The 22,574-nt window shown below is 36.4% G+C and carries 21 protein-coding genes; 4 read left to right on the forward strand and 17 right to left on the reverse strand.

Features of this window, described 5'->3' with window-relative positions; all coding sequences use genetic code 11:
• Positions 1–5: 5 nt before the first annotated feature.
• Genes AABK36_RS12755 through aroQ form a run of 5 tightly spaced genes read right to left on the reverse strand, consistent with a single transcriptional unit; the run spans position 6 to position 3,300 of the window.
• Positions 6–719, reverse strand: a complete 714-nt coding sequence (locus AABK36_RS12755; protein ID WP_309938531.1) for a tRNA1(Val) (adenine(37)-N6)-methyltransferase — start codon at positions 717–719, stop codon at positions 6–8.
• An 8-nt stretch (positions 720–727) separates the two neighbouring features.
• Positions 728–1,204 (reverse strand): ribonuclease HI, encoded by a 477-nt coding sequence (gene rnhA / locus AABK36_RS12760; RefSeq protein WP_309938530.1) that lies wholly within the window; start codon positions 1,202–1,204, stop codon positions 728–730.
• A 19-nt stretch (positions 1,205–1,223) separates the two neighbouring features.
• Positions 1,224–1,796: a MarC family protein gene (locus AABK36_RS12765; RefSeq protein WP_309938529.1), complete on the reverse strand. Its 573-nt coding sequence runs from the start codon at positions 1,794–1,796 to the stop codon at positions 1,224–1,226.
• Between the two features lie 6 nt (positions 1,797–1,802).
• Positions 1,803–2,873 carry an aminotransferase class V-fold PLP-dependent enzyme gene (locus AABK36_RS12770; RefSeq protein WP_309938528.1) on the reverse strand — a complete coding sequence of 357 codons (1,071 nt, stop codon included), beginning with the start codon at positions 2,871–2,873 and terminating at the stop codon, positions 1,803–1,805.
• Between the two features lie 7 nt (positions 2,874–2,880).
• The gene (aroQ, locus tag AABK36_RS12775; protein ID WP_309938527.1) at positions 2,881–3,300 is read right to left on the reverse strand and encodes a type II 3-dehydroquinate dehydratase; all 420 of its coding nucleotides are present in this window, start codon (positions 3,298–3,300) and stop codon (positions 2,881–2,883) included.
• A 158-nt stretch (positions 3,301–3,458) separates the two neighbouring features.
• Here aroQ and xerD point away from each other — a divergent pair, with 158 nt between their 5' ends.
• The gene (gene xerD / locus AABK36_RS12780) at positions 3,459–4,358 is read left to right on the forward strand and encodes a site-specific tyrosine recombinase XerD (RefSeq protein ID WP_309938526.1); all 900 of its coding nucleotides are present in this window, start codon (positions 3,459–3,461) and stop codon (positions 4,356–4,358) included.
• A gap of 50 nt (positions 4,359–4,408) precedes the next feature.
• Here the strand turns inward: xerD and AABK36_RS12785 are convergent, their stop codons facing one another.
• The 8 genes from AABK36_RS12785 to AABK36_RS12815 form a co-directional block, all read right to left on the reverse strand.
• Positions 4,409–4,810, reverse strand: a complete 402-nt coding sequence (locus tag AABK36_RS12785) for a hypothetical protein (RefSeq protein WP_309938525.1) — start codon at positions 4,808–4,810, stop codon at positions 4,409–4,411.
• 189 nt (positions 4,811–4,999) lie between these two features.
• Positions 5,000–5,803 (reverse strand): nitrilase-related carbon-nitrogen hydrolase, encoded by an 804-nt coding sequence (locus AABK36_RS12790; protein ID WP_309938524.1) that lies wholly within the window; start codon positions 5,801–5,803, stop codon positions 5,000–5,002.
• 39 nt (positions 5,804–5,842) lie between these two features.
• Positions 5,843–6,397 carry a peptide deformylase gene (gene def, locus AABK36_RS12795; RefSeq protein ID WP_309938523.1) on the reverse strand — a complete coding sequence of 185 codons (555 nt, stop codon included), beginning with the start codon at positions 6,395–6,397 and terminating at the stop codon, positions 5,843–5,845.
• Between the two features lie 182 nt (positions 6,398–6,579).
• Entirely contained in the window at positions 6,580–8,247 is a 1,668-nt protein-coding gene (locus AABK36_RS12800) for a formate--tetrahydrofolate ligase (protein ID WP_309938522.1), read from the reverse strand.
• Between the two features lie 133 nt (positions 8,248–8,380).
• Positions 8,381–9,088, reverse strand: a complete 708-nt coding sequence (locus AABK36_RS12805; protein ID WP_309938521.1) for a hypothetical protein — start codon at positions 9,086–9,088, stop codon at positions 8,381–8,383.
• A 90-nt stretch (positions 9,089–9,178) separates the two neighbouring features.
• Positions 9,179–9,367 carry a DUF6728 family protein gene (locus AABK36_RS25425; RefSeq protein WP_374709121.1) on the reverse strand — a complete coding sequence of 63 codons (189 nt, stop codon included), beginning with the start codon at positions 9,365–9,367 and terminating at the stop codon, positions 9,179–9,181.
• A 4-nt stretch (positions 9,368–9,371) separates the two neighbouring features.
• Positions 9,372–11,372, reverse strand: a complete 2,001-nt coding sequence (ispG, locus tag AABK36_RS12810; RefSeq protein ID WP_309938520.1) for a (E)-4-hydroxy-3-methylbut-2-enyl-diphosphate synthase — start codon at positions 11,370–11,372, stop codon at positions 9,372–9,374.
• A 62-nt stretch (positions 11,373–11,434) separates the two neighbouring features.
• The gene (locus AABK36_RS12815) at positions 11,435–12,139 is read right to left on the reverse strand and encodes an SDR family oxidoreductase (RefSeq protein ID WP_309938519.1); all 705 of its coding nucleotides are present in this window, start codon (positions 12,137–12,139) and stop codon (positions 11,435–11,437) included.
• Between the two features lie 251 nt (positions 12,140–12,390).
• Here AABK36_RS12815 and AABK36_RS12820 point away from each other — a divergent pair, with 251 nt between their 5' ends.
• Genes AABK36_RS12820 through AABK36_RS12830 form a run of 3 tightly spaced genes read left to right on the forward strand, consistent with a single transcriptional unit; the run spans position 12,391 to position 15,217 of the window.
• Positions 12,391–13,128 (forward strand): MlaE family ABC transporter permease, encoded by a 738-nt coding sequence (locus tag AABK36_RS12820; protein ID WP_309938518.1) that lies wholly within the window; start codon positions 12,391–12,393, stop codon positions 13,126–13,128.
• Positions 13,125–13,880 (forward strand): ABC transporter ATP-binding protein, encoded by a 756-nt coding sequence (locus AABK36_RS12825; protein WP_309938517.1) that lies wholly within the window; start codon positions 13,125–13,127, stop codon positions 13,878–13,880. The genes AABK36_RS12820 and AABK36_RS12825 overlap by 4 nt, the downstream gene beginning before the upstream one ends.
• Positions 13,881–13,930: 50 nt before the next feature.
• On the forward strand, positions 13,931–15,217 hold the full coding sequence (locus AABK36_RS12830; protein WP_309938516.1) for a UDP-N-acetylmuramoyl-tripeptide--D-alanyl-D-alanine ligase: 1,287 nt from the start codon (positions 13,931–13,933) through the stop codon (positions 15,215–15,217).
• Between the two features lie 29 nt (positions 15,218–15,246).
• On the opposite strand, the gene AABK36_RS12835 is transcribed toward AABK36_RS12830, so the two are convergent.
• The 4 genes from AABK36_RS12835 to AABK36_RS12850 form a co-directional block, all read right to left on the reverse strand.
• Positions 15,247–16,074 carry a protein kinase family protein gene (locus AABK36_RS12835; protein WP_309938515.1) on the reverse strand — a complete coding sequence of 276 codons (828 nt, stop codon included), beginning with the start codon at positions 16,072–16,074 and terminating at the stop codon, positions 15,247–15,249.
• A complete protein-coding gene (locus AABK36_RS12840; RefSeq protein ID WP_309938513.1) occupies positions 16,067–17,041 on the reverse strand; it encodes an FHA domain-containing protein in 975 nt (324 codons plus the stop codon). Before AABK36_RS12840 ends, AABK36_RS12835 begins: the two co-directional genes overlap by 8 nt.
• Before the next feature lie 171 nt (positions 17,042–17,212).
• Positions 17,213–17,587, reverse strand: a complete 375-nt coding sequence (locus AABK36_RS12845) for a TerB family tellurite resistance protein (RefSeq protein WP_309938512.1) — start codon at positions 17,585–17,587, stop codon at positions 17,213–17,215.
• Positions 17,588–22,528: a DNA repair ATPase gene (locus AABK36_RS12850; RefSeq protein WP_309938511.1), complete on the reverse strand. Its 4,941-nt coding sequence runs from the start codon at positions 22,526–22,528 to the stop codon at positions 17,588–17,590.
• Positions 22,529–22,574: the final 46 nt, after the last annotated feature.

A 22,574-nucleotide genomic window follows, 5' to 3' on the forward strand; every position in this document is an offset into this window, starting at 1 on the left:
TAAATTTAAAGATAATAAGGCTCCATTAATTGATTAAAACTTTCCGTCCACTTATTATCTAGATTTCTATAAATCAAAACGCGATCTTCAATTACTCTATTTAAATCGTGCTTTGAAAAGCTACAAAACCGCATATGCTCTTTTTTATTCATATTGTGGCTTACATGAATTACTTCTTTTAAGTATAATCCTTTTCGAGCATTTAAATCTACCGATTTATCCATCTCATTTGGAGGCATCATCAACCAAAATACTCCATTATCAGCCAAAACAAGTTGAACAGCCTCAGCCAATTCCTCCATAGACAATGAATCATCATGAAATGCTTCTCTTCTATTAGAATTCAAAGATTTCAACGATTGTGAGAAAAAAGGAGGATTTGCGACAACCATTTGGTAAGAATCTTTGACAGAATGAGCATAATCCTGCACTCTTGTCTTTATTAATTTTATTCTATCATTCCATTCGGAATTCTTTACATTCTCCACAGCTTGCAAATAAGCCTCATTATTTATCTCAATGGCATCAATTAAGCTATTTTCAAATTTTTGAGCCATCATCAAAGCCAGCAACCCTGTTCCAGTCCCAATATCAAGAATTGAATACGGGTCAATATCTCGATTAACCAAAGCTCCAAACGCACATGCATCCTGAGTAACTTTCATTCCACAGCTTGATTGATTGACCTCAAACTGTTTAAATCTAAAAAAATCTCCCATCTACATCCCTACAGCAAAGAATTATTCTCCTCTGTCAAAGCTTCAAATTCTGCATCGACCAACAATTCGCTTCCTGTCGCTCTTTCAACTGCTAATTCATCACACCGTTCATTTTCCGGATGACCGGCATGTCCTTTAATCCAAACAAATTCCAAATTCTTAAACTGCGCAGAAATCTTCAAATACCTTCTCCAGAGATCAGGATTTTTCTTTCCTTTAAAGCCTTTTTTTTGCCAGCCAAACACCCACTTTTTATTTATAGCATCAACCACATACTTTGAATCAGAAACAATCCTAATTTTCAAATCATTTCTTTTCATAGCTTCAAGCCCTACTATGACAGCTAAAAGCTCCATTCTATTATTTGTAGTCAATCTATATCCTTTACTAATTTCCTTAACGTTGCCTTTATACCTCATGACAACACCGAAACCTCCAGGCCCAGGGTTTCCCCGAGAGGAACCATCCGTAAATATTTCTACCATCTCATTCATTACGCATCATCTAAAAGTTAATGTGTGTTTTAAAAAGCTTAATAGCTATCGCCAACAATATAATCCCAAAAACTTTTCTTATAATAGAAAATCCTCCCGGACCAATTTTTCTCTCCAGCCAAGACGAACTTTTCAAGACCACAAACACAAACAATAAATTAAGTAAAATCCCTACTATAATATTCTCCAAAGCATAGACAGCTCTTAATGATATTATAGTCGTCATTGTTCCCGCTCCTGCGATCAAAGGAAATGCCAAAGGCACTATCGAAGAAGCGCTGGCTTCCTCAGGCTCTGACTTAAACAGTTCAATACCCATGATCATTTCCATTCCCATTAGCAAAAGAACAATACCACCTGCAATCGCAAAAGAGCCTATATCGATTCCAAACAAATTCAAAATTGATTTGCCAAAAAATAAAAACGCGATCATTAAAACGCCTGCGACCAAAGTCGCCTTGAAAGACTCAATATGACCGGCTTTCTTTCGTAAATCAATAACTATCGGAATCGAACCAATGATATCGATAACTGAAAACAAAATCAATGTTACTGAAAAAATATCTTTTACACTCAAATTCATCACCCACTAAGTAAAATTTTCAACAAAAAAATCTTTCAACAAATTTATTCCTTTTTCAGGCATTGCCGGAAAGTTAGCGATTCTAAAAGTAGACTGCTTCCATTGGCCATAGCCATTACCCAAAACCAAACCAGCTTCTTTTGATATCGCTTTGATTCTCTCAACCATTTCCTCTTCAGCTCTCAAAGGCAACACTGTCATTGACCTTACTTCAGAATTCTCCACCAAAGGCTCGATTCCATCGATATTTTCGAAGAAATTAATCCAATTATTCATTCTTCCCTCCAATTTAGCATCAACTTCGCCAATTTCCTCAGAATTCTTCAATACCCTCATCAACATATAAATATTGATTACATTAGGCGTAAATGTCGTCTGAAAATCTCCGATCATATCAATCATAAAAGGCAAGCTATTGTATCGTCCTCTAATATCAAGAGATTCAGCCCTTTCTATTGCCTTAGGAGAACATACAATTACAGCCATGCCTGCTGGCAAGCCAAAACACTTCTGAACCGACGCATACCAAAAATCAGCCAATGAATAATCTGTCTCAACTCCAGCCATAGCAGAAGTAGCATCAACACCAATTAGGCGATCTGGAAACTTTAACCTACAGGACTTCAACTGTTCCATACTTAACTGAGTACCATTGGAAGTTTCATTTTGTGTCAACCCTATAAAGTCGTATTCTTGACCTAATTCCACATCATCAAATGATAACTTCTCTTCAACATCAAACTTCGCTCCCTTGCTGTTTTCAGTAATGTTATGGGAATACTCCATCCACTTCTGTCCAAACGCTCCATTATAAAAGTGAAAACTTCCATTTTCAACCAAAGATTGGGCTGCTATTTCCCAACATTCTGTCGCGCTTGAGGCAAACATTATCGTATAATCCTCAGGGATATTCAGCTTCTGCTTCAATAAGTGAATAGTCTTTTGACACAACTTGACAAACTCATCGCTTCTATGATTAATTGATAAAATTCCTTTATCATAAGCATCCTTAAAGTATTCAGGCAACTCAGAATGAACTTGCGATGGCCCCGGATAAAATGAAAATGACTTCTTCAACACATTATTATTTATTGATAAAATATTCGATTGCTAATTTATAACCTTGCAAACCCAAGCCTGTTATCATCCCAATGCAATTTGGAGTTAAATAGCTATGATGTCTGAAAGATTCTCTTTTATGAATATTTGAAATATGAACCTCAACTGCTGGAGTCGTTACTGCTGCTAAAGCATCAGCAATCGCAACAGAAGTATGAGTATACGCGCCTGCATTCAATATAATACCATCATAATCAAAGCCTATCTCGTGAATTTTATCAATTATACTCCCTTCATGATTGGATTGAAAATAAAATAATTCCACATTATCATATTCTTCTTTAAGCTCCATGAAGAAATCCTCAAATGTTCTGTCTCCATATATGCTTTTCTCTCTTACTCCCAGCAAATTAAGATTCGGTCCATTAATAACAATAAGTCTCATATTCATTTTTATAATTTAACTTACACTATTCGAAAAATACACCCAAAAATATGAAACTAATTGTTACATGCTTATACAATTATCCAAAAATTCAACATCAAGCTTAAGCGAATTCAACCTTTCATTAAGTCTTTATGATTTTTTTAGTATTTTGCGACATGAACTGGGAAGAAGCTATCAAACAATTCAATGATTTCATCAAGCTGGAAAGAGGCTTGGCCGAAAATTCAATTTTAGCCTATATTAGAGATGTCAGCAAACTTAAGGAATATGCTGAAATGGTCGGGTGGAAAAAAACGCCACTTGAAGTCAACACCAATGATATTCAAAATTTCCTAACTTACATCTTCAAACTTGGCATGACCACCAACTCCCAAGCAAGAATACTTTCCGGTGTCAAAGCATTCTATAAATACTTGCACTACGAAGAGCTTATCAAAAAAGACCCGACAGAGCTCATAGAAGCGCCTAAGACAGGCCGCAAGATTCCCGACACACTGAGCATCGAAGAAATCAACAGACTTGTAGAAGCAATTGACTTGGAAAGTTCGGAAGGGCTTAGAAACGTAGCAATCATTGAAACGCTTTACAGCTCTGGCCTCAGAGTTTCGGAACTCATTGATTTAAAAATAACAAACATCTATGAGGACTTAGGTTTTTTGAAAATTCACGGAAAAGGAAATAAAGAACGATTGGTTCCTATCGGAAAATCAGCATTAAGCGCTATAAAAATCTACATGGAAGAATCACGTCCATTTCTAAAAATCAAGCCCGGCAACGAAAATATTGTGTTTCTCAATAGACGTGGAGCTCAGCTTACTCGTGTGATGATTTTCACTATTATCAAAAGACTTGCAGACAGCATACAGCTTAAGAAGAAAATAAGTCCTCATACATTCAGGCATTCTTTTGCCACGCACTTAATCGAAGGAGGCGCTGATTTAAGAGCTGTTCAAGAAATGTTAGGCCATGAATCAATCACCACAACAGAAATTTACACACACTTGGACAAGGATTACCTTAGACAGGTCATTCACGAATACCACCCTAGAAGCTAAAAAAGCCCGAAATACGGGCTTAAATTTTTTTTAATACAAGAATAAGGATCTTAAGCCAAAACTTCTTTGTCCAGCTCTCTAAAATCCAGCCATTTATCAGCTTCTTGTATGGTAGTAAACTTCGACGAAATCGAGTTTGGCGAATTCCCTTCCACTTCCATTAGCACATTATCAGCCACCACTTCAGCAATGTTCTGCACACCACTATTTCTAAGTAATCTTTCCACTTTGGAATGAAACAACTTTACTTCAGGTGGGTGAACTTTCATATCGCTCAAATCAAATAGAATGCTAGCTCCACTTTTAATCTTAGTCAAAGCTTGCGTCAAATGTTCTTCATAAGCTTCAACTCTGGCTGTACTTGGCCAGAATCCATTCAATTTACAATAAATCCTATTTTTTCTTGGACTGAGATGAATGTGGTAATATTGATTCAAAGCAACTTTAAACATAATAAAAAAAATTAATATAGAAACCGCACAATTATTTTACTTACTATCTTATATAACGAACAAGCTCCCCTAATTGTTGGATTATTGAAGTCACAAAAATAGCGTAATATTGAAATACCAAAAACTTAACCAAACATAGTCAAAGTATTGAAAATAAATAATTTACAAAACTTCTAAAGAGCCTACTAATTATTTTTTTATGATAAAATTATCAGAATCCAAATAAGCCGGAAACTTTTCGCGAAACTCTTCTTGTCTTGATTTATTCAGATTAACGATGATTACTCCACTTTGATTATCTGTAACGAGATCTGACTCGAACCCTTTATAATCTAAAAGTTTGGTCCCTCCATCATATTCCATATTATCATCGCTACCGACTCTATTAACCCCAATCACAAATGATTGATTTTCAATAGCCCTCGCAGTCAACAAAACATCCCACACATGCCTTCTTGATTTAGGCCATGAAGCCATAAAAACAAAAAGATCAACCGTCAAACTCTCCCCCACACGATTATTTCTACACCAAACTGGAAACCTTAAATCATAGCATATAAAAGGAGAAATTTTCCATCCTTTGAGTATAAATGTCAAAATTTTACCTCCTGGTGCCAAATGGGTGTTTTCATCTCCCATCCTAAACAAATGCCTCTTATCATAAAAACTTGTCTTGCCGTCTTCATCGACTACCAAAGCCCTATTGTAAAAGTCACCTTTCTCTTTGATCAATATCGTCCCCAACACAGTACATTGATAACGTTGCGCCATAAGCTTCATCCAACGATGAGTTTTTCCGTTCATAGGCTCAGCAAACTGAGTATTAGAAGTGAACCCTGTATTAAAAGTTTCGGGAAGCACAATCAAATCGACATCATCTTCATACAAAGCCTCATCCAGCTCCTCTTCCAAATTCGCTAAATTAGCGTCGACATCCTCCCATACCAAATCGGGTTGCGTCAAAGCAACTCGTAAATCATTCTTAAATTCCATAGGCAAAAAAAAAGAATGCTAATGCATTCTTAAAACATACTATTTCGGAAAAACCATTCTATATCCGGATTTCACAATCCCTTTGCTAATGTTGGTTAACTTCTTTTTGATTAACCTCTTTTTGAAAGCAGATAAATAATCTATAAATAAAACCCCTTCTATATGATCATATTCATGCTGGATAATTCTAGCTCTCAACCCATCAAATGTCTCCTCGTGCTCTACCCAATTTTCATCTAGGTAATTTATTGTTAGTGTTGAATGTCTGCTAACAGCCTCCCTTACATCAGGTATACTCAAGCAACCTTCCTCAAAATCCCACTTTTCACCTTCCTCGCTAACTATGATTGGATTAATAAAAACTTTTTTAAAGTCTTCCAACTTCGGATCTTCATCCGCCATAGGACTACCATCCACCACAAAAACTCTAATGCTTTTACCTATCTGTGGAGCGGCTAGTCCCACACCATGAGCATTGTACATGGTTTCAAACATATCTTCAACAAATTGTTTGATGTCAATGCTTTCTTTATCAATCTCTTCAGCCACTTTTTTTAAAACTGGATGTCCGTAGGCTACAACTGGATATATCATCGAATATTTGTTTGTTAAGTACCCTTAATTAATAACTAACTAGCAATGTTGTTTATTGATTTTACAATTGCTAAAAACCCACTCAACCATTCAAACAAATGGCGTTGAACAGCCAAGTAAGCAAAAATAAAAAGCATGCCGCTTATATGCGACATGCTCAATTTCATCCAAAGTTAATGATTTTAGCTTAAGCCTTCAATTTTTCCATCAACAAAATCAATGTGCAATGCTTGAGGAACTTTTGGCAATCCAGGCATTCTCATGATAGCTCCAGACTTCGCAACGATAAATCCAGCTCCAGTATTGATAATCAAATCATCAAATGTGATTTTAAAATCTTCCATTTTACCAAGAGCGTTAGCATCATCACTGAACGAGTACTGAGTCTTAGCAATACATACTGGGTAATTTTCAAGACCTAATCTCTTAATTCTCTTAAGCGCAGTCTTAGCTTTCCCTGTCAATTCAATTCCATCAGCACCGTAGATGTTCTTAGCGATTTTAGACAACTTATCTTCAATGCTATCCTCAAGATCATATGCATAATTGATCTCAGATGAAGGATTATTCTCAACAGCATTAACTACAGCGTTAGCCAAATCAACAGCTCCTTTGCCTCCATGAACAAATGCTTCCAAAATCTCACAAGCAGCACCTTGAGCAGCACAGTGATCTTTGATCATTTGAATTTCCTCATCAGAATCTGTATGGAATTTATTGATAGCAACAACTACAGACTGTCCGAATGACTGCAAGTTTTTAATATGTCTATCCAAGTTAGCGAATCCATTTCTCAAGCCTTTCTCATTAGCTTCTTTGATAGCATCTTGAGGCACTCCACCATGGTACTTCAATGCTTGAGTAGTAGCCACCAAAACAGTAGCTTTAGGAGCGATTCCCGCATTTCTACACTTGATATCCAAGAATTTCTCAGCACCAAGGTCAGCGCCAAAACCAGCCTCAGTCACAACATACTCTCCATAAGAAAGAGCCATTTTAGTAGCCAACACAGAGTTGCATCCGTGAGCAATGTTAGCGAAAGGTCCACCATGAATAAACGCAGGCGTATTTTCAGTCGTTTGAACCAAGTTAGGGTTCAAAGCATCTTTCAACAATACTACGATAGCTCCAGCGATGCCAAGATCCTTCAAAGTGAATGGATTGTTATCGAAATCGTAACCTAATGTAATATTTTCCAATCTTGTTCTCAAGTCCTCAAGATCGTTAGCAAGACAAAGAATCGCCATAATCTCAGAAGCAGGAGTGATATCAAATCCTGTCTCAGAAGTAACTCCATTTGCATTACCGCCAACACCAGAAATCATAGATCTTAGATTTCTGTCATTCACGTCCTGAACTCTTTTCCAAACTACTTCTTTTAACGCCTTACCAGTTTTTCTATTCTGAAACTGATAGTTGTCAATCATCGCAGAAATAGTGTTGTTCGCAGAAGTAATCGCATGGAAATCACCTGTGAAGTGCAAGTTGATATTTTCCATAGGCAACACTTGCGAATATCCTCCACCAGCTGCTCCACCCTTCATTCCAAAACAAGGACCCAAAGAAGGCTCTCTCAAGGCAACAATAGCTTTTTTGCCAACTTGGTTCAATCCCAACGACAAACCAACAGAAGTCATCGTCTTACCGTTACCAGACTTAGTAGGTGTGATAGCAGTCACCAAGATAAGATTGCTGTTCTTCACCTTTTCTTCGTCAATCAATGACAAAGGGGTCTTCGCAATATGATGTCCGTAAGGGATCACATCATTAGCATTGATGCCAATGTTGTCAGCAATAGTCTGGATAGGCTCAAGATGCGCCTCTCTAGCAATTTCAATATCGGTTTTCATAGTAGAAAAAGTAAATTTAATAGTACTTTATTTGTCGTTTGAATATTGGTAATTCAGAACGCTTTTAAGTGCTAAATTAGCTAAAAAAAGTAAACTAATGCGATTTTAGGGAAAGAATAATTGATATTTATATTTAAAAATCTGATGGTATATTATCATCAGAAGGCTCATCACTTATCGGAATTGAATTTTGTTGAGACTGTGCATCATCTTTCCTTTTTTTGGACTTTTTACGCTTCTTCTCTTTCTTCTTTTTGTCCTTCTTTTTCTTTTTCTTCTTTTTAGAAGATATCCCTTCTATATCAGTAGCAGAAGTTTCAAATGTCACATCCAAAGGCTCTGCTTCCTCTTCCTTCTCAGGTTCAGGATCAGGTAAATATTCCGCAAAATGAAGCATATATATATACTGGTCCCAATTATAATGATATTTGGTTGTCGTACTATCCAACACTTCTCCTTTGCTATTTTCAGCCAGCTCTTTCTCATAAAGCAATTCATCTGAAAACATGGAATCTATAGCAGCCATAACTTCAGCAGAAGGTATCGAATCTGTAGCGTCCTTCTTTGTCGTGTCAGGATACATAGGAATAGTATTGAACTTATCGAAAAGCTTATTTTTAACCTTCGTCGTTATTGTATTCTTTGCAATACCTGTTTTCTTGTCTTTTTTCACCTCAACAACTTTAGGTTCTCCTTCAGGAGTCATCGTCGAGAAAAAGTTCAGTCTCTCCCCTTCATCCAATATAAATGCAGACTGATAGGCAGGACAAGTAACTGTCTTCTGGCAACTTATCAGAGCAAATAATATTGGCACAATATAAATTCTAGAAATACATCTCATGTTTTCAAGCGGGGGGACTAAAAGTAATTATTAATATAAATTACAAAATAACGAATATTACGCTTTATGACAACTAAATAAAACCTTTATTTAAATTAATCTTTTTACCACCAAGTATATTACACCTAATAAAAATATAATAATCGCCACCCTATTGATCAAATGCATCGCTTTGACTGTGGACGATGCATTTTTTTGGCTTGAGCCTTTTATTAAGTATTTGAAAACTTCCTTTATATTCAAAAAGTCCTTCCAATTGTTTTTGCTCTTATCTTGCATATCATCAATCCTCCACTGTTTCCGGCTCTATCCAACGACCATTCTCTTTTATAATATTTATCAACTCTTCTACAGCATGATCCGAAGGAACGCCTCTTTTCACCACTTCTTGGCCTTTGTACAGAGTAATTTTCCCCTTGCCTGATCCAACATAACCAAAGTCAGCATCAGCCATTTCTCCTGGGCCATTGACAATACATCCCATGATACCTATTTTCACTCCTTTCAAATGATCGGTTCGTTTTCTAATCTTGGCAGTTGTTTCTTGAAGGTCAAACAATGTTCTACCACAAGACGGACATGAGATATATTCCGTTTTCGTAATTCTTGTCCTTGCAGCTTGCAAAACACCAAACGCAGTGCTATTAACTATTGAAAGTTGATCAATTTGCTCCTTTCTGCTTTTTTCAATGTCATCAGTTTGAATCAAAACACCATCTCCCAATCCATCAATCAACAAAGTGCCGAAATCCGTAGAAGCATCCAACTGGAAACCTTCTTCGTCTTCCACTTTATAGCTTCTCAACAGAACAACAGGCACATCAATTTCTTTATTCAATAATTCGGCAAAAAACCTGCGTTGCTCAACAGCTCCATGTAAATTTTCCGTAAGCAAAACCAAAACCACATTATTCCCGGCATAGATTTGACTTTCGTTATTTATTCCATCAATAGACTTAGCGTCAACAATCACAAAATTCAATTGTTTATGCACCTTTGACGCAACGACGAATTCTTCCGACTTCCACATAGGAAATGAATTCAAATCCTCTTCACCTTGAAGCCAAATGTCAGCATTCAGTATTCTCTTCAACCCATTTGGCAACATAAAAGGCACTTGTCGACCTCCCGTATAAATATAATCAACTCCAAGGTCACTCATTTTCCATTTATCCAATTCAGGAAGGTAATGATGACCAACTGGTTTCAAATCTTTAGGCTCTAGTATTTCCGATGAGCTGTAATCCGCAATGACTCTTGGCACATTTTCTTCGCCAAAATTAACCACCTCTTTAGTTTTGCGCCTCTGATAATTGAATGGATCTATCGGATATTCTGACGAAGTAATTTCACGAACTAATTTATGATCTTCCCTATTATCATACCTAGAAACCAAGCGTTGTGCAACCGGCGACTCAAACTCAGGATCTTCTGTCAAAGAAACCCTTACTGTATCACCAAGTCCATCTTCAAGCAAAGTGCCTATACCAACAGCAGATTTTATTCTTCCATCTTCTCCTTCTCCTGCTTCTGTCACCCCCAAATGCAAAGGATAAGGCCTCAAACCTTCTTCATCCATTTTATTCACCAACAAGCGATAAGCTTGCACCATCACTTGGGGATTACTTGACTTCATTGAAATAACTACTTGATGATAATCCAACTCATCGCAAATCCTCAAGAATTCCAAAGCAGACTCAACCATACCTTTTGGCGTGTCTCCATAGCGACTCATAATTCTATCCGACAAAGAACCATGATTTGTCCCTATTCTCATAGCTGTGCCATGTTCTTTGCAAATCTCCACCAAAGGCGTAAAGCGTTCTTTTATTCTTAACAGCTCTTGGCTATATTCTTCGTCAGTATATTCCAGCGATTGAAATTTCTTTTTATCAACATAATTCCCTGGATTAATTCTGACTTTTTCGACAATTTTCGCAGCGACTTCTGCGGCATTAGGCGTGAAATGGATATCCGCCACCAAAGGAGTCTCATAACCTTTTGCTCGCAACTCAGCTTTTATATTCGCTAAATTCTCCGCCTCTTTGACACTTGGCGCTGTTATTCGAATATATTCACAACCGGACTCAATCATCCTAACACACTCCTCGACTGTCGCTTTTGTATCCATAGTATCCGCAGTAGTCATTGATTGAACACGAATGGGTTGATCTCCACCTAGCGGAATCCCACCAATGTTCACTTCCACAGACTTTCTACGACTATAATTCGACAAATCGTTGCAATATATTCCTTTTAACACGCTAGTATTCAAATTTTTCATCTCAAGTATTTCAGCTTAGCCGAAGTATATATTTCAATAAAATTAAATATTTAAAAAGACCATTAATCAAGATCTCCGAGCTGAGGCCTAATCAACAATTCCTCAACAACAGCTTGATCTGACAAACTGTAGCAAGACCATATCGCATTCGCAATATCCTCTGGCTTTATAAATCTTTCCTTAGGCAAGTCAACTCCATCCCAACTGGCCGTATAAGTAGCGCCAGGAAGAACAGCTGTAACTTTCACCCCATATTGTTTCATTTCTTCTCTAAGCACTTTAGTCATACCCAAAAGCGCATATTTTGAAACACAATATGAACCGCCATTTACATAAGGCATTATACTCGCGGTAGAACAAATATTGAAAATTTGCCCATCTTTTTGCCCAATGAATTGATCAATCAAGCCCCGTGTCAGATGATATGCGGAATAAACATTCGTATTTATCATTGTCTCAAGAGCTCCGTCTTCTTCCTTGTGTATTTCTCCAGGGATGTAAAGTCCCGCATTATTTATCAACACCTCTAACTTCCCGTCAATACTCTTTACATATTCAGAGAAATTTAGACAATCTTCTTTTATTGATAAATCAGCTTTAAATACATAAACTTTCGCTGGCTTATCCGACATTTCCTTTTTCAAATTATCAAGGTCATCGGAATTTCTTGAGCAAGCAATCACGTCAATTCCTTCCGAGGCGAACTTTTCAACCAAAGCTTTGCCTATGCCTTTTGTACCTCCTGTTATAACAGCTAATTTACCCATATTTAGATCAAGCAAGTTTTGGTTAAAATTAGCATGATGACAATTAAAAAACCAATTTTTCCTCAAATTTAGAAGACTTAAAGGCCATATTGCAAGTCATAAATAAAAATGATAAACAATTCATTTTTTTAAATAATTTGTTATTTGAGGCTAATTTGATTTTTTTTATCCCTTAATTTGCTTGACCCTTATAAAGAAAGGCCCTTAAAAGCAATTTAAGATAAAGAAAATAGTATTAATACATTTATTATATGGTAAAATCGATTGGAAAATACATCTTGTTTCTAGGCTCGTTATTTGTTAACCGAGAGTCATTCAAAACATATTTCAATCTCGTCATTTATGAATGCGTAGCCATTGGCATAAGTTCTATAATGATCGTTTCACTTGTATCCATTTTTATCGGAGCTGTAACGGCTATCCAAACAGCCTACAATATGACTTATCCATTTGTGCCAAGAGATATAATAGCATATATCGTTAGGGAAATGGAGCTGCTTGAGTTAGCGCCCACATTCACCGCGATAGTATTCGCTGGAAAAGTCGGGTCTAATATAGCCTCGGAATTAGGCACTATGAGAATTACAGAGCAAATAGACGCCATTGACGTGATGGGAATAAATTCCTCATCCTACCTTGTTCTTCCAAAAATAATTGCAACAACCATCACATACCCTTTATTAGTTATCTTTGCTATAGCTTTGGGGTTATTTGGCGGATACCTGTCTACAACACTAACAGGCGAACTTACACCTGTGGAATATATCAACGGTATCAGATTAGATTTTGCCCCATACAATATTTATTTCGCGCTTATCAAGTCTGTTATTTTTGGATTCTTGATTTCATCTATTTCTGCATTCAAAGGTTATTTCACTTACGGAGGAGCTTTGGAAGTAGGTAAAGCGAGTACTAGCGCGGTAACCAACAGTTGTATCGCAGTCCTTTGCGCTGATTATCTTTTAGCCCAACTATTATTGAACCTATGATCGAAGCGAATAATATATCCAAGTCTTTCAAAGGCAAACAGATACTTACAGATGTTAGCGCCAAATTTCTTCCGGGAAAAGTCAACATGATCATTGGCTCGTCAGGAACAGGGAAAAGTGTATTCTTAAAGAATATTGTCGGATTAGTTGAGCCTGATGAAGGTAATGTGTGTTTTGACGGAAGGAATTTCACTACATCGAATAGAAAAGACAAAAACGTCATCCGTAGAGAAATTGGAATGCTCTTCCAAGGCTCGGCATTGTTCGACTCTAAAACAGTTGAGGAGAATGTTAGGTTTCCGCTGGATATGCTAACAACCATGTCTCCACAAGAAAAACTCGATAGAGTTAATTTCTGCTTGGAAAGAGTCGGCCTAGAAGGAGCCAATACCAAAATGCCATCCGAACTCAGCGGAGGAATGCAGAAAAGAGTTGGCATAGCCAGAGCTATTGTCAACAACTCCAAATATTTATTTTGCGATGAACCGAATTCAGGATTGGATCCTCAAACCTCAATATTGATTGATGATCTCATCATGGAAATTACTAAAGAATTCAATATCACCACTATTGTTGTGTCGCACGACATGAATTCTGTAATGAAAATTGGCGAACATATTATTTTCCTATTCAAAGGAAAAAAGTTGTGGGAAGGCACAAACGATCAAATCATTGACACTGACTGCAAAGAATTACAAGACTTTATTTTCGCTAACAACTTAATGAAGGCCCTTAAAGAAATGAAAAGTTAATTTGAAGGTTATTTAAACCTTCGCTACACTTTTTTTAACACTTTAAATTCATGTATCTACAAACTGAAGACATTCTCGATAGATTCCTTTCTTCCAAAGGAGTAACAACTGACTCAAGAAGCATCGCTGAAGGGCAAATATTTTTCGCTCTTAAAGGCGACAATTTCAATGGTAACAAATACGCAAAAGATGCTTTGAACAAAGGGGCAACATATGCAGTAATTGATGAACCTGAATTTCAAGATGATGGCAGGTTCTTATTGGTAGACAATGTTCTAGAAACTCTACAAGATCTCGCTAGGTTGCATAGAAGAAGATTCAACATTCCTGTATTGGGAATAACAGGGTCTAATGGAAAAACTACTACTAAAGAACTTCTTCATGAAATATTAGATAAAAAATACAATGTCCTGGCGACAAAAGGCAACCTTAATAATCACATTGGAGTCCCTCTAACCCTGCTGAATCTAAATCCAGAACATGAATTCGCGATCATTGAAATGGGAGCTAACAAAGTTGGCGACATTGCAGAACTTTGCAGCATAGCGGAACCCAACTATGGGATTATCACTAATATAGGCAAAGCTCATATTGGACCTTTTGGGGGCTTTGAAGGCGTGATCAGAGCGAAAAGCGAGCTCTATCAATATTTAATCACGCATAAAGGCACAGCTTTCATTAATGCCGACGATCCTATTCTTTTCAACATGTCCAAAAGATTTTCAAACCCAATTCTTTATAGAACCGAAAAGAGCATCTTCGAGCCTATAAACAACTCTGATGAGGATAATCTCTCCTACACTTTCGATAATAATATCCATAAAACCAATTTAATCGGAAGCTACAACTTCAAAAACATCTCCGCAGGTGTTTGCATAGGCCAACATTTTGGCATTAATCCAGATGATATTTTCGAGGCCATAGATAACTACACCCCAAATAACAATCGATCCCAACTTATCACAATTGACAGCAACAAAGTATATCTCGACGCTTATAATGCCAATCCTAGCTCAATGGAAGCAGCAATACAGAATTTAGGCAAACAAAACAACTCACATACTGTCGCTATCCTAGGTGACATGTTGGAACTCGGGAAATACTCTGAAAATGAACATAATACAATAAAAGACTTATTACAATCTTATAAGATTGATGAAGGATACCTTTGTGGACCGGAATTTCACAAGTTTGTAAAGCCAAGTGATAATATAATGATCTTCGACTCCAAAGATGAATTAGAAGCTTATTTAAAAACCAAAAAATTCGAAAACAGCATCATTCTGATAAAAGCCTCTCGAGGTATTGGTTTAGAGACCTTAATCAACGTTCTGTAATAAAAAAAATAAAGCTCTTGTACTTTTTTTCACACAAGAGCTTTTCTATACTCTGTCAAATAACACTCTTTACTTAAGGAATGTGGTTTATAATTCAACGATAAAGCATTAACCATTTTAGCAAAACAGTTCAAATCTACAGAACTCGCCTTTTCCTTCGATTTTAAAAAATCAAACAAACACTTCATTTCATTGCGCTCAATCGCACACATCAAATCTTTTTTATTGGATTTCAGATCAAAACCAGACAAACCTTGCAAAATCATCAAGCTCCAACTGAAAAAGTCAAGTTTGTAAGGATGAATAACACCCTCCAAGCCCCACCTTAAAGGAGAGTACACCGGTGTTGCAAAATCAAATTGATTGATCTTATTATTTTCCAAATCAATATATGAAGAAGCTCCAAAATCAATCAGCTTCACTCTATTGTTAGACTCAGTGATTGATGCAAAAACATTCTCTGGCTTAATATCACCATGTATAATATTTTCAGCATTTAAAACATCTATTGTTTCCAGCAAACTAAGAAGCCTACATTCGAGAAAAGGAATAAACTTCTCTCTCAAAGAAAAATGATGGAACAAGGGACCTTCTACATACTCCAAAACCAAACCCAATTTATCGCCCAAAACTCTCATCAAACCGAATGCCTTTATGATGCAAGGATGATCAAAGTGTTGAAGCACTTCAAATTCACGCCTTAAAATCCATTCAAAAGAATTTACCTCATATTGATCGGAAAGAGTCTTAACTGCGTATAACTCATCACTTGAAGAGCATTTAGCCATATAAACATCGCAAAATGCTCCCTTACCCAGCAAGCCTTCTAAATATATCTCTTCGCTGATCTCACTCACTTATTAACTGCACCTTAGTACTAACAAATTCTTGAGACCATGCATCATCTTTTCCTTCAAAATAAGATATCTCTTTTATCCTTATCTTACCTTTCTTTCGCTCAATAATCTCTGACAAAATATGCCCATAAGGTTTTATTCGAGCCAATTGTCGCCGAATTCTATATACTAAAATATTCAAATAATAGATATCAACATCTTTTTGAAGTTCTTTAGTCAATAATACTGTAAGCTCTTCATTTTTAATCCATCCTTGTTCTTCGACTCTTAATTTCTTTAGCTTGTCTTTTTCTCTCTTTCTAGCCAATACCAATAAAAGATGATTATGCACTCTGTCTCCCAAATCGCAAACCCATTCATTATATCTTAACTTGAGATCGACATTCTCTTCGTCAGTGCTAAGTTTAAAAAAGAACAAAATTGATCCAAAAATTTCAACATTCACTACAGTTTCATTCAAAGGATCATTTTCAAAAAACAACCATTCCTTGCCTCCAATTTTAAGAATTTGCTTATGGGCAATTTCAAAAGTCATATCTCCATTATCCAACATCCATTTACTGTTCTTTGATCTAAAAAATGAACAAACAGGATTTTCACTATCAGGGAATAACATTCCTTCTCCCAAGTCATAAAAGCTATCATCATCCTCATTGGATAAAATATAACTTGTAGGCCTTTCTGAATCGCATAACTCCCAGACAGTATCATCATTACCCCCAAACTGAATCAAAGAATCCTTATTCAATGCGCATACAGAATGATGTATGAGATGAAAATCAACCAAAGTTCCATTTCGACTGTGATCTTTGAGAAACCAACGCCCTAATTGCCAAAATATAGTAGCATGCAATCTAGAGATATCCAGCAAGGGAATATAGAGATGATTTGATTTTGACCTTCCAATAGCATGCTGGTAGTTCAATACATGCTTTTTCCCTGTTTTTTGGTTTTTAATAAATGCCATTTAAAAAATTGGGAGAAACCCGTTATCATGAAAAACACAAGCGACCAAATTGATCGCCTAACTTTGAAAATGCTAAATAGCCATTAAATTTAAATCAATTTTCAAGCCAAAAAAAACGGGAATAAGTAATAACTTATCCCCGTTTCAAACTTTATCTTTATAATAAATTTTCTAATTATTTTCTTTTATATAATCATCAAGAAACTTACTTTTCAACTCCGTTTCAAACCGATCTATCATTTCTAATTGCTCCGGCTCCATCTCATTTGAGTGCGCAACAGACTCTAAAACCTCGATGAAAAACAAATATTCAGCATCAGGCCCATTTTCCTTGCAAGTATCTATAGCTTTATGATAAGCATACTCCATAGTAGTCTTCCTTGACTTCTCATAATCAAATGACCATTTGATCTCTTTAGCCCTAGGATGATTTTCCAAACAAGCTTCTAAAGCTCTTACTTCTTCACCTTGAACAATCCCATCAGCTACAGCAATAGCGTAAATCAATTCGCCAAAAGCATCATACAATCTATTTCTATCTATCATTTAGTTTAGGTTTTTATTTATATTTTCATTTAGCGAATCACGATCACCTGTCGCCATCGCATTCAGGCTATTAGCTATCAACTCAATCTGCTCAAGCATTTGCCCCATTTGATTTCCTCCAGCCAGAGCAAATCGTTGCTTTTTCATAAAAGCGTCTTTTATTCCATTCCAACGTTCTTTCTCTTCTGCACTCAAAACATCCAAAAGCTCTCTAAAACGCAACAAATTAGCCTCTGCTCCACTCGTCAAAGTCTGAGCTTCTCTTTCATAATGTGAGAAGATCAAAGTATCCAATTCCTCATCATTCATAAATGGAATAATTTTCTCAGCCATCTTATTCATATCACGATAAGAACCTTGAAGTTTGAATGGAGGCTCAGTGCGATATTCTTCTGCAATTCCAGCCGAACGAATATATTCCATATTAACTTTCAGAATTACATCTCTTGCTTTTAACAGCTTCTTTAATACTTCGACATATTCGTTGATTTCTATAGCCGAATGATTCGCTTCGAACTCAACTCCTTCTCTTTGCCCTGTTTCTGCAATTTTGATAATCGACAGTACATCTTTATGACTTTTGCCTGCAAGACGCGCCATAGTAGCATTGGAAGTCAGACAATTTTCCAGATAAGAAAGCTTAAATTCGTGATCAGCATCTCCCAATATATCACCAAGATTATATATATCAGCTCTGTTTGCCAACATATCCGGAATCTGGAATTTATCTCCGCTTTCTGTATATGGATTACCAGCCATTACTACGCAGACTTTCTTTCCTCTGAAATCATAAGTCTTTGGCTGACCTTTATAAACTCCTTCTATTTTTCTCTGACCATCACACAATGATATAAATTTCTGCAAAAACTCAGGATTACAATGTTGAATATCATCAAGATAAATCATCACATTATCTCCCATTTCAAAAGCAAGATTCAATTTTTCCAATTCCTGCTTCGCCCCGGCATTTCCTGCTTCAGAAGGGTCTACTGAAGTGATATCATGCCCTAGCGCTGGTCCGTTAATTTTCATAAAAATAAGGCCTAAGCGATTAGAAACATATTCCATCAAAGTTGTCTTACCGTATCCCGGAGGAGAAATCAAGAGCAACATACCCATCAAGTCTGTTCGCTTTCCTGCACCTGCAGAACCTATTTGCTTGGCAAAATTATCACCGATTATTCTTAAATAAACTTTATCGATCAATTGATTACGAACAAATGAGCTCAATACTCTCGGCTTAAATTCATTTAACCTCATGTCTTTAGCACAACTTTCAGTCATTTCAACTTTTACTTTTTGAAACTCTTCGAAAGCTTGTGTTTCAACATTTCCAAACAATGATAATCTTCGCTGAAAACTATGAAGATCGAGTGTGTATTTTCTATCTTCAATCAAATTATGCGTCCCCGACAATCCGTCTAATTGCTCAGTAAGCACAACTCTATGCACATTTCTTTTCAGATCAGCTCCAAGCATCAGCAACAATGCCGACTCATTGACAAAACTCGCATATATTGATTTGTCTTCAGAAATAAAAGCTCTTAGCCATCTGATTATTGTCTGATATCGAACTTCTTCATGAACTGCTTCTACGCTTGCTTCAAAAGCCTTTTGCATTTTTCGCCCACGAAGTTCCGCATCAAATTTATTAACCAAATCAACAGCAAGTCCATCAACAACAAATTCATCACCCTGTATCAACTCTTCGAATAGATAAGCTACAATACTTTCAATATTGACCTTTGAAGACACTTCGGATTGAGTAACAAAAGTTGTTAACCTGACTCTTAACTGATTCTTTATTGTTTCAAACTCTTTTGCATCCGGAAATACTTGCAAAATCACTCCAGCACCTTTCAACTGCTGTGAAAGCTTTTCCTTTTCTTCTTTATTTTCCCAAACCTGCCAATAGTATCTCGCCAAAGCTCTTTCTTCAGAACTAAACTTCAAGAGCCCCGCATGCTGATACTGTTGTAATAAAGCATTCAGTATTATCAAAGCATCCTGATCATGCACTCCTTTGACATAACCTTCAGCATATCTCATAGACATGAATTTTTGAATTACATTCAACAAATCCTTTCTATCCATAATGAGAAGATCATCAAAAGACAGATTAACTTTCTTTTCGTCTATTTCAAGCTCTAAATTACCTTCTTGCGCAGAATGAAGAACCTTATATGCTAAATATTCAGCTCGATAGACTTCTCTGTTTTCAGAAATTAATGTCTGATCCCAGAATCTACTGTATTTGATAAATTGATTATCTTCAATCAATTCGAAATAATTGGTTCCAGTCAAATGAAAATACATATTCCCATCCTTATGAACCATCGTCAATCCAAGCCCTTGAGTATTGACTGTAAACTTATGATTTCCTAACTGAATAAGGTTCTCGCCTTCAGCAAATAATTCCGACTTATCTTTCAGCTGGCGAATACTCTCTTCTTTTACAGACTTAAGCTTACTCTGTATATCATCAGACTTAACAGTATCACCTAATTCTTCAAGCTCTTTAACAATACCCCTAAGCTTATCAACCATTAAATCTGAAGCGAAATAACCATTAATCTCATTAACGTCATCAAATCTCGAAACTCTGCTTCTTACTGATTTGATGATACGCTCCGCCGCTTGATTAAGCGTATTCGCTCTTCTATTTCGAGCTTCAACCAAGCTTATTTTCTTACTCTCAAAGGCATTGTAAAGCTCTTCTCTTTTTTGACTTATTGTATCAATAAACTCATCGAACTCTGAGAACTTCCCCTCGAGCTCTTCTAGCTGAACCATCAATTTCGTCAGATACTCATCACACTTATCAGGAGTATCACAAAGATCAATATAATTAACCACTCCTTGATCGATCAGCTTTATCTGCGCATTGAACTCTGCTTTTCCTTCCTCTCCTAGTAACTGCTTTCTTTTTCGCTTTAAACTAGCTTTTATCTGGTTAAAAGAAGCGTAAATCTCAGAAATGCTATCAATAATTCGCGTCGTTTCTGTCGCATCTTCTATATCCAGATTGCTCACTATCTCGATTAGCATTTCCAACTCAGAAGAAACTTTGACAATATTCTCTTCCTGCTTATTAGCATCGATTACCTTGGCTACTTTCTCAATTTCTTGATCTATCGTCGTAACCTTCTCTTTATATGGATTTAAGGCATCTTCTTTAAGCAAAAACGAAGCACAAGATTTGGATACGTTCTTAGTAAAGTCTTCCAATTCTTTATCATACTCTTCAACCGCAACTTCATTGACATACCTTAAAGTTTTCAATGAAATCACTTCACCTCTTACAGTTCTCAACGAGGTCAAATAAGAAACAAAATCATCAATAACATGAGGATTTTCTCTTTTCAGTTTACGAATCAGTTCGTCTGCCTTCTTAGTAACTTCATCAAATTTATCCTGAGTATTCTTCCTGATTTGCCTTACCTTTTCATACTCGTCTACCGCTTGAACTGCCGTTGATTTAATACCATGAAGTTCTTGGCTTAAATCATAAGCTTCCTCTCTGTCAAGCCAGTGATAAGTATCTATGATATCCGTGCTAAGCTTTATGATATCAACATACAAATCATTGTAAGCTTCTTCACGACTTGTCAATACCATCAATGCATGACATTCAGCCATAGCTCTTACAATATCTTTATTCCCTAATCTATAAAGGTAAGAGTCGTCTTTTCCTTTGATCTGAAAGTCAGGACCGATAAAAGGAGTTTGCCAAATTTGAACAACATGATGCTTTTTAGCTTCCTTATCTGTCTTGAACAAACACATTTGTCCATTTTCAAATATGGAAAAACCACTGCACAAAGTAGGGTTCTCTACTTTTTGTTCGATCAAATTGTAATTTAAAAGAAAATAAACCCCCTTTTCTCTATTATAAAATACATATAAAAAATCTTCGCCATTTGGAGAAGGAATACATCTTTCAAACAACATATGCTCGAGATCCTGCTCAAACTGCTTAAATTCTCCTGTCTGCAAATAATATCCATCTGAAAAAATTAGGCCATGGCCTTCCGGCAATAAAATACAAGACTCTTCTATCGTATCTATTCTCTTGACTTCCTGAAGCTTGCTGTTATAAACAAAATATCTAAAATCTTCTTGATAAGGCTTTATCCTCATCACTACCAAGTGATCAATCAAAGAATACTCAACAATTGAGTCTTCCAGCCTCTGCTCCGCAAGCTTCACAGGCTCATTATAGATTCCCTTGCCATCTTTCGTATTGTCTTCGACCTTGATAGTCAAATCCCCACCTACAGCTTCGACAAACACCACATCCTCTATTGATATGTGTGGGTGTTCTCCTTCACAATAATCATCTCTTGTAGTTCGCTTCCACTCAAAATCATGTTGGCTTGGAAACTTAAACTCATGATCGCTACGACTATCAACATACTCTAGCGCATGATCATGAATCATCCACTTAAATGTCTTTATATCCTGCACATTATCTCCTATGCGGAAAACCATGTGAAGGTGTTGCCCAATTTTAGCAAATTTAGCAAAGGATGTATCCCTATAATATTTATATAAATTATTAAACTCCTGTTTGAATACCTTATCATTGATTAGGTCCAAAGTTTTTTGATGAAACTCCCCATTTTCAAACTGAAAAAAGCTAAACACATCTTCGAGCTTAGTTTCAGTCTTTAGCCCCATGTGTATATTATAACCAAACAAAAAATGATCTCCGACTGGGAACATGTCTCTTGGAACGCAATTATACTCTGTAGAAACTCTTTCGTTAGCAAGCAAGCTCAAATCAATTGACCCGAAAACACCTTTACGATCTCCATTTAGCTTTCCAAGCTTTTCCCTCAAATTTTCATTCTCTTTTCGAAGCCTTTGCTTCAATATCTCATATGTGCCTCCGTCAAGCTGTAAATCATTATTTTCAAGATTCAAGTCTTCTTGTTTCATTTCAAAAGCGTATTTATTTGGAGAAATATCGGACAAAGTCCTTTTC

Origin of the sequence: Aureibacter tunicatorum (genome assembly GCF_036492635.1) — a bacterium.
Lineage (GTDB): Bacteria > Bacteroidota > Bacteroidia > Cytophagales > Cyclobacteriaceae > Aureibacter > Aureibacter tunicatorum.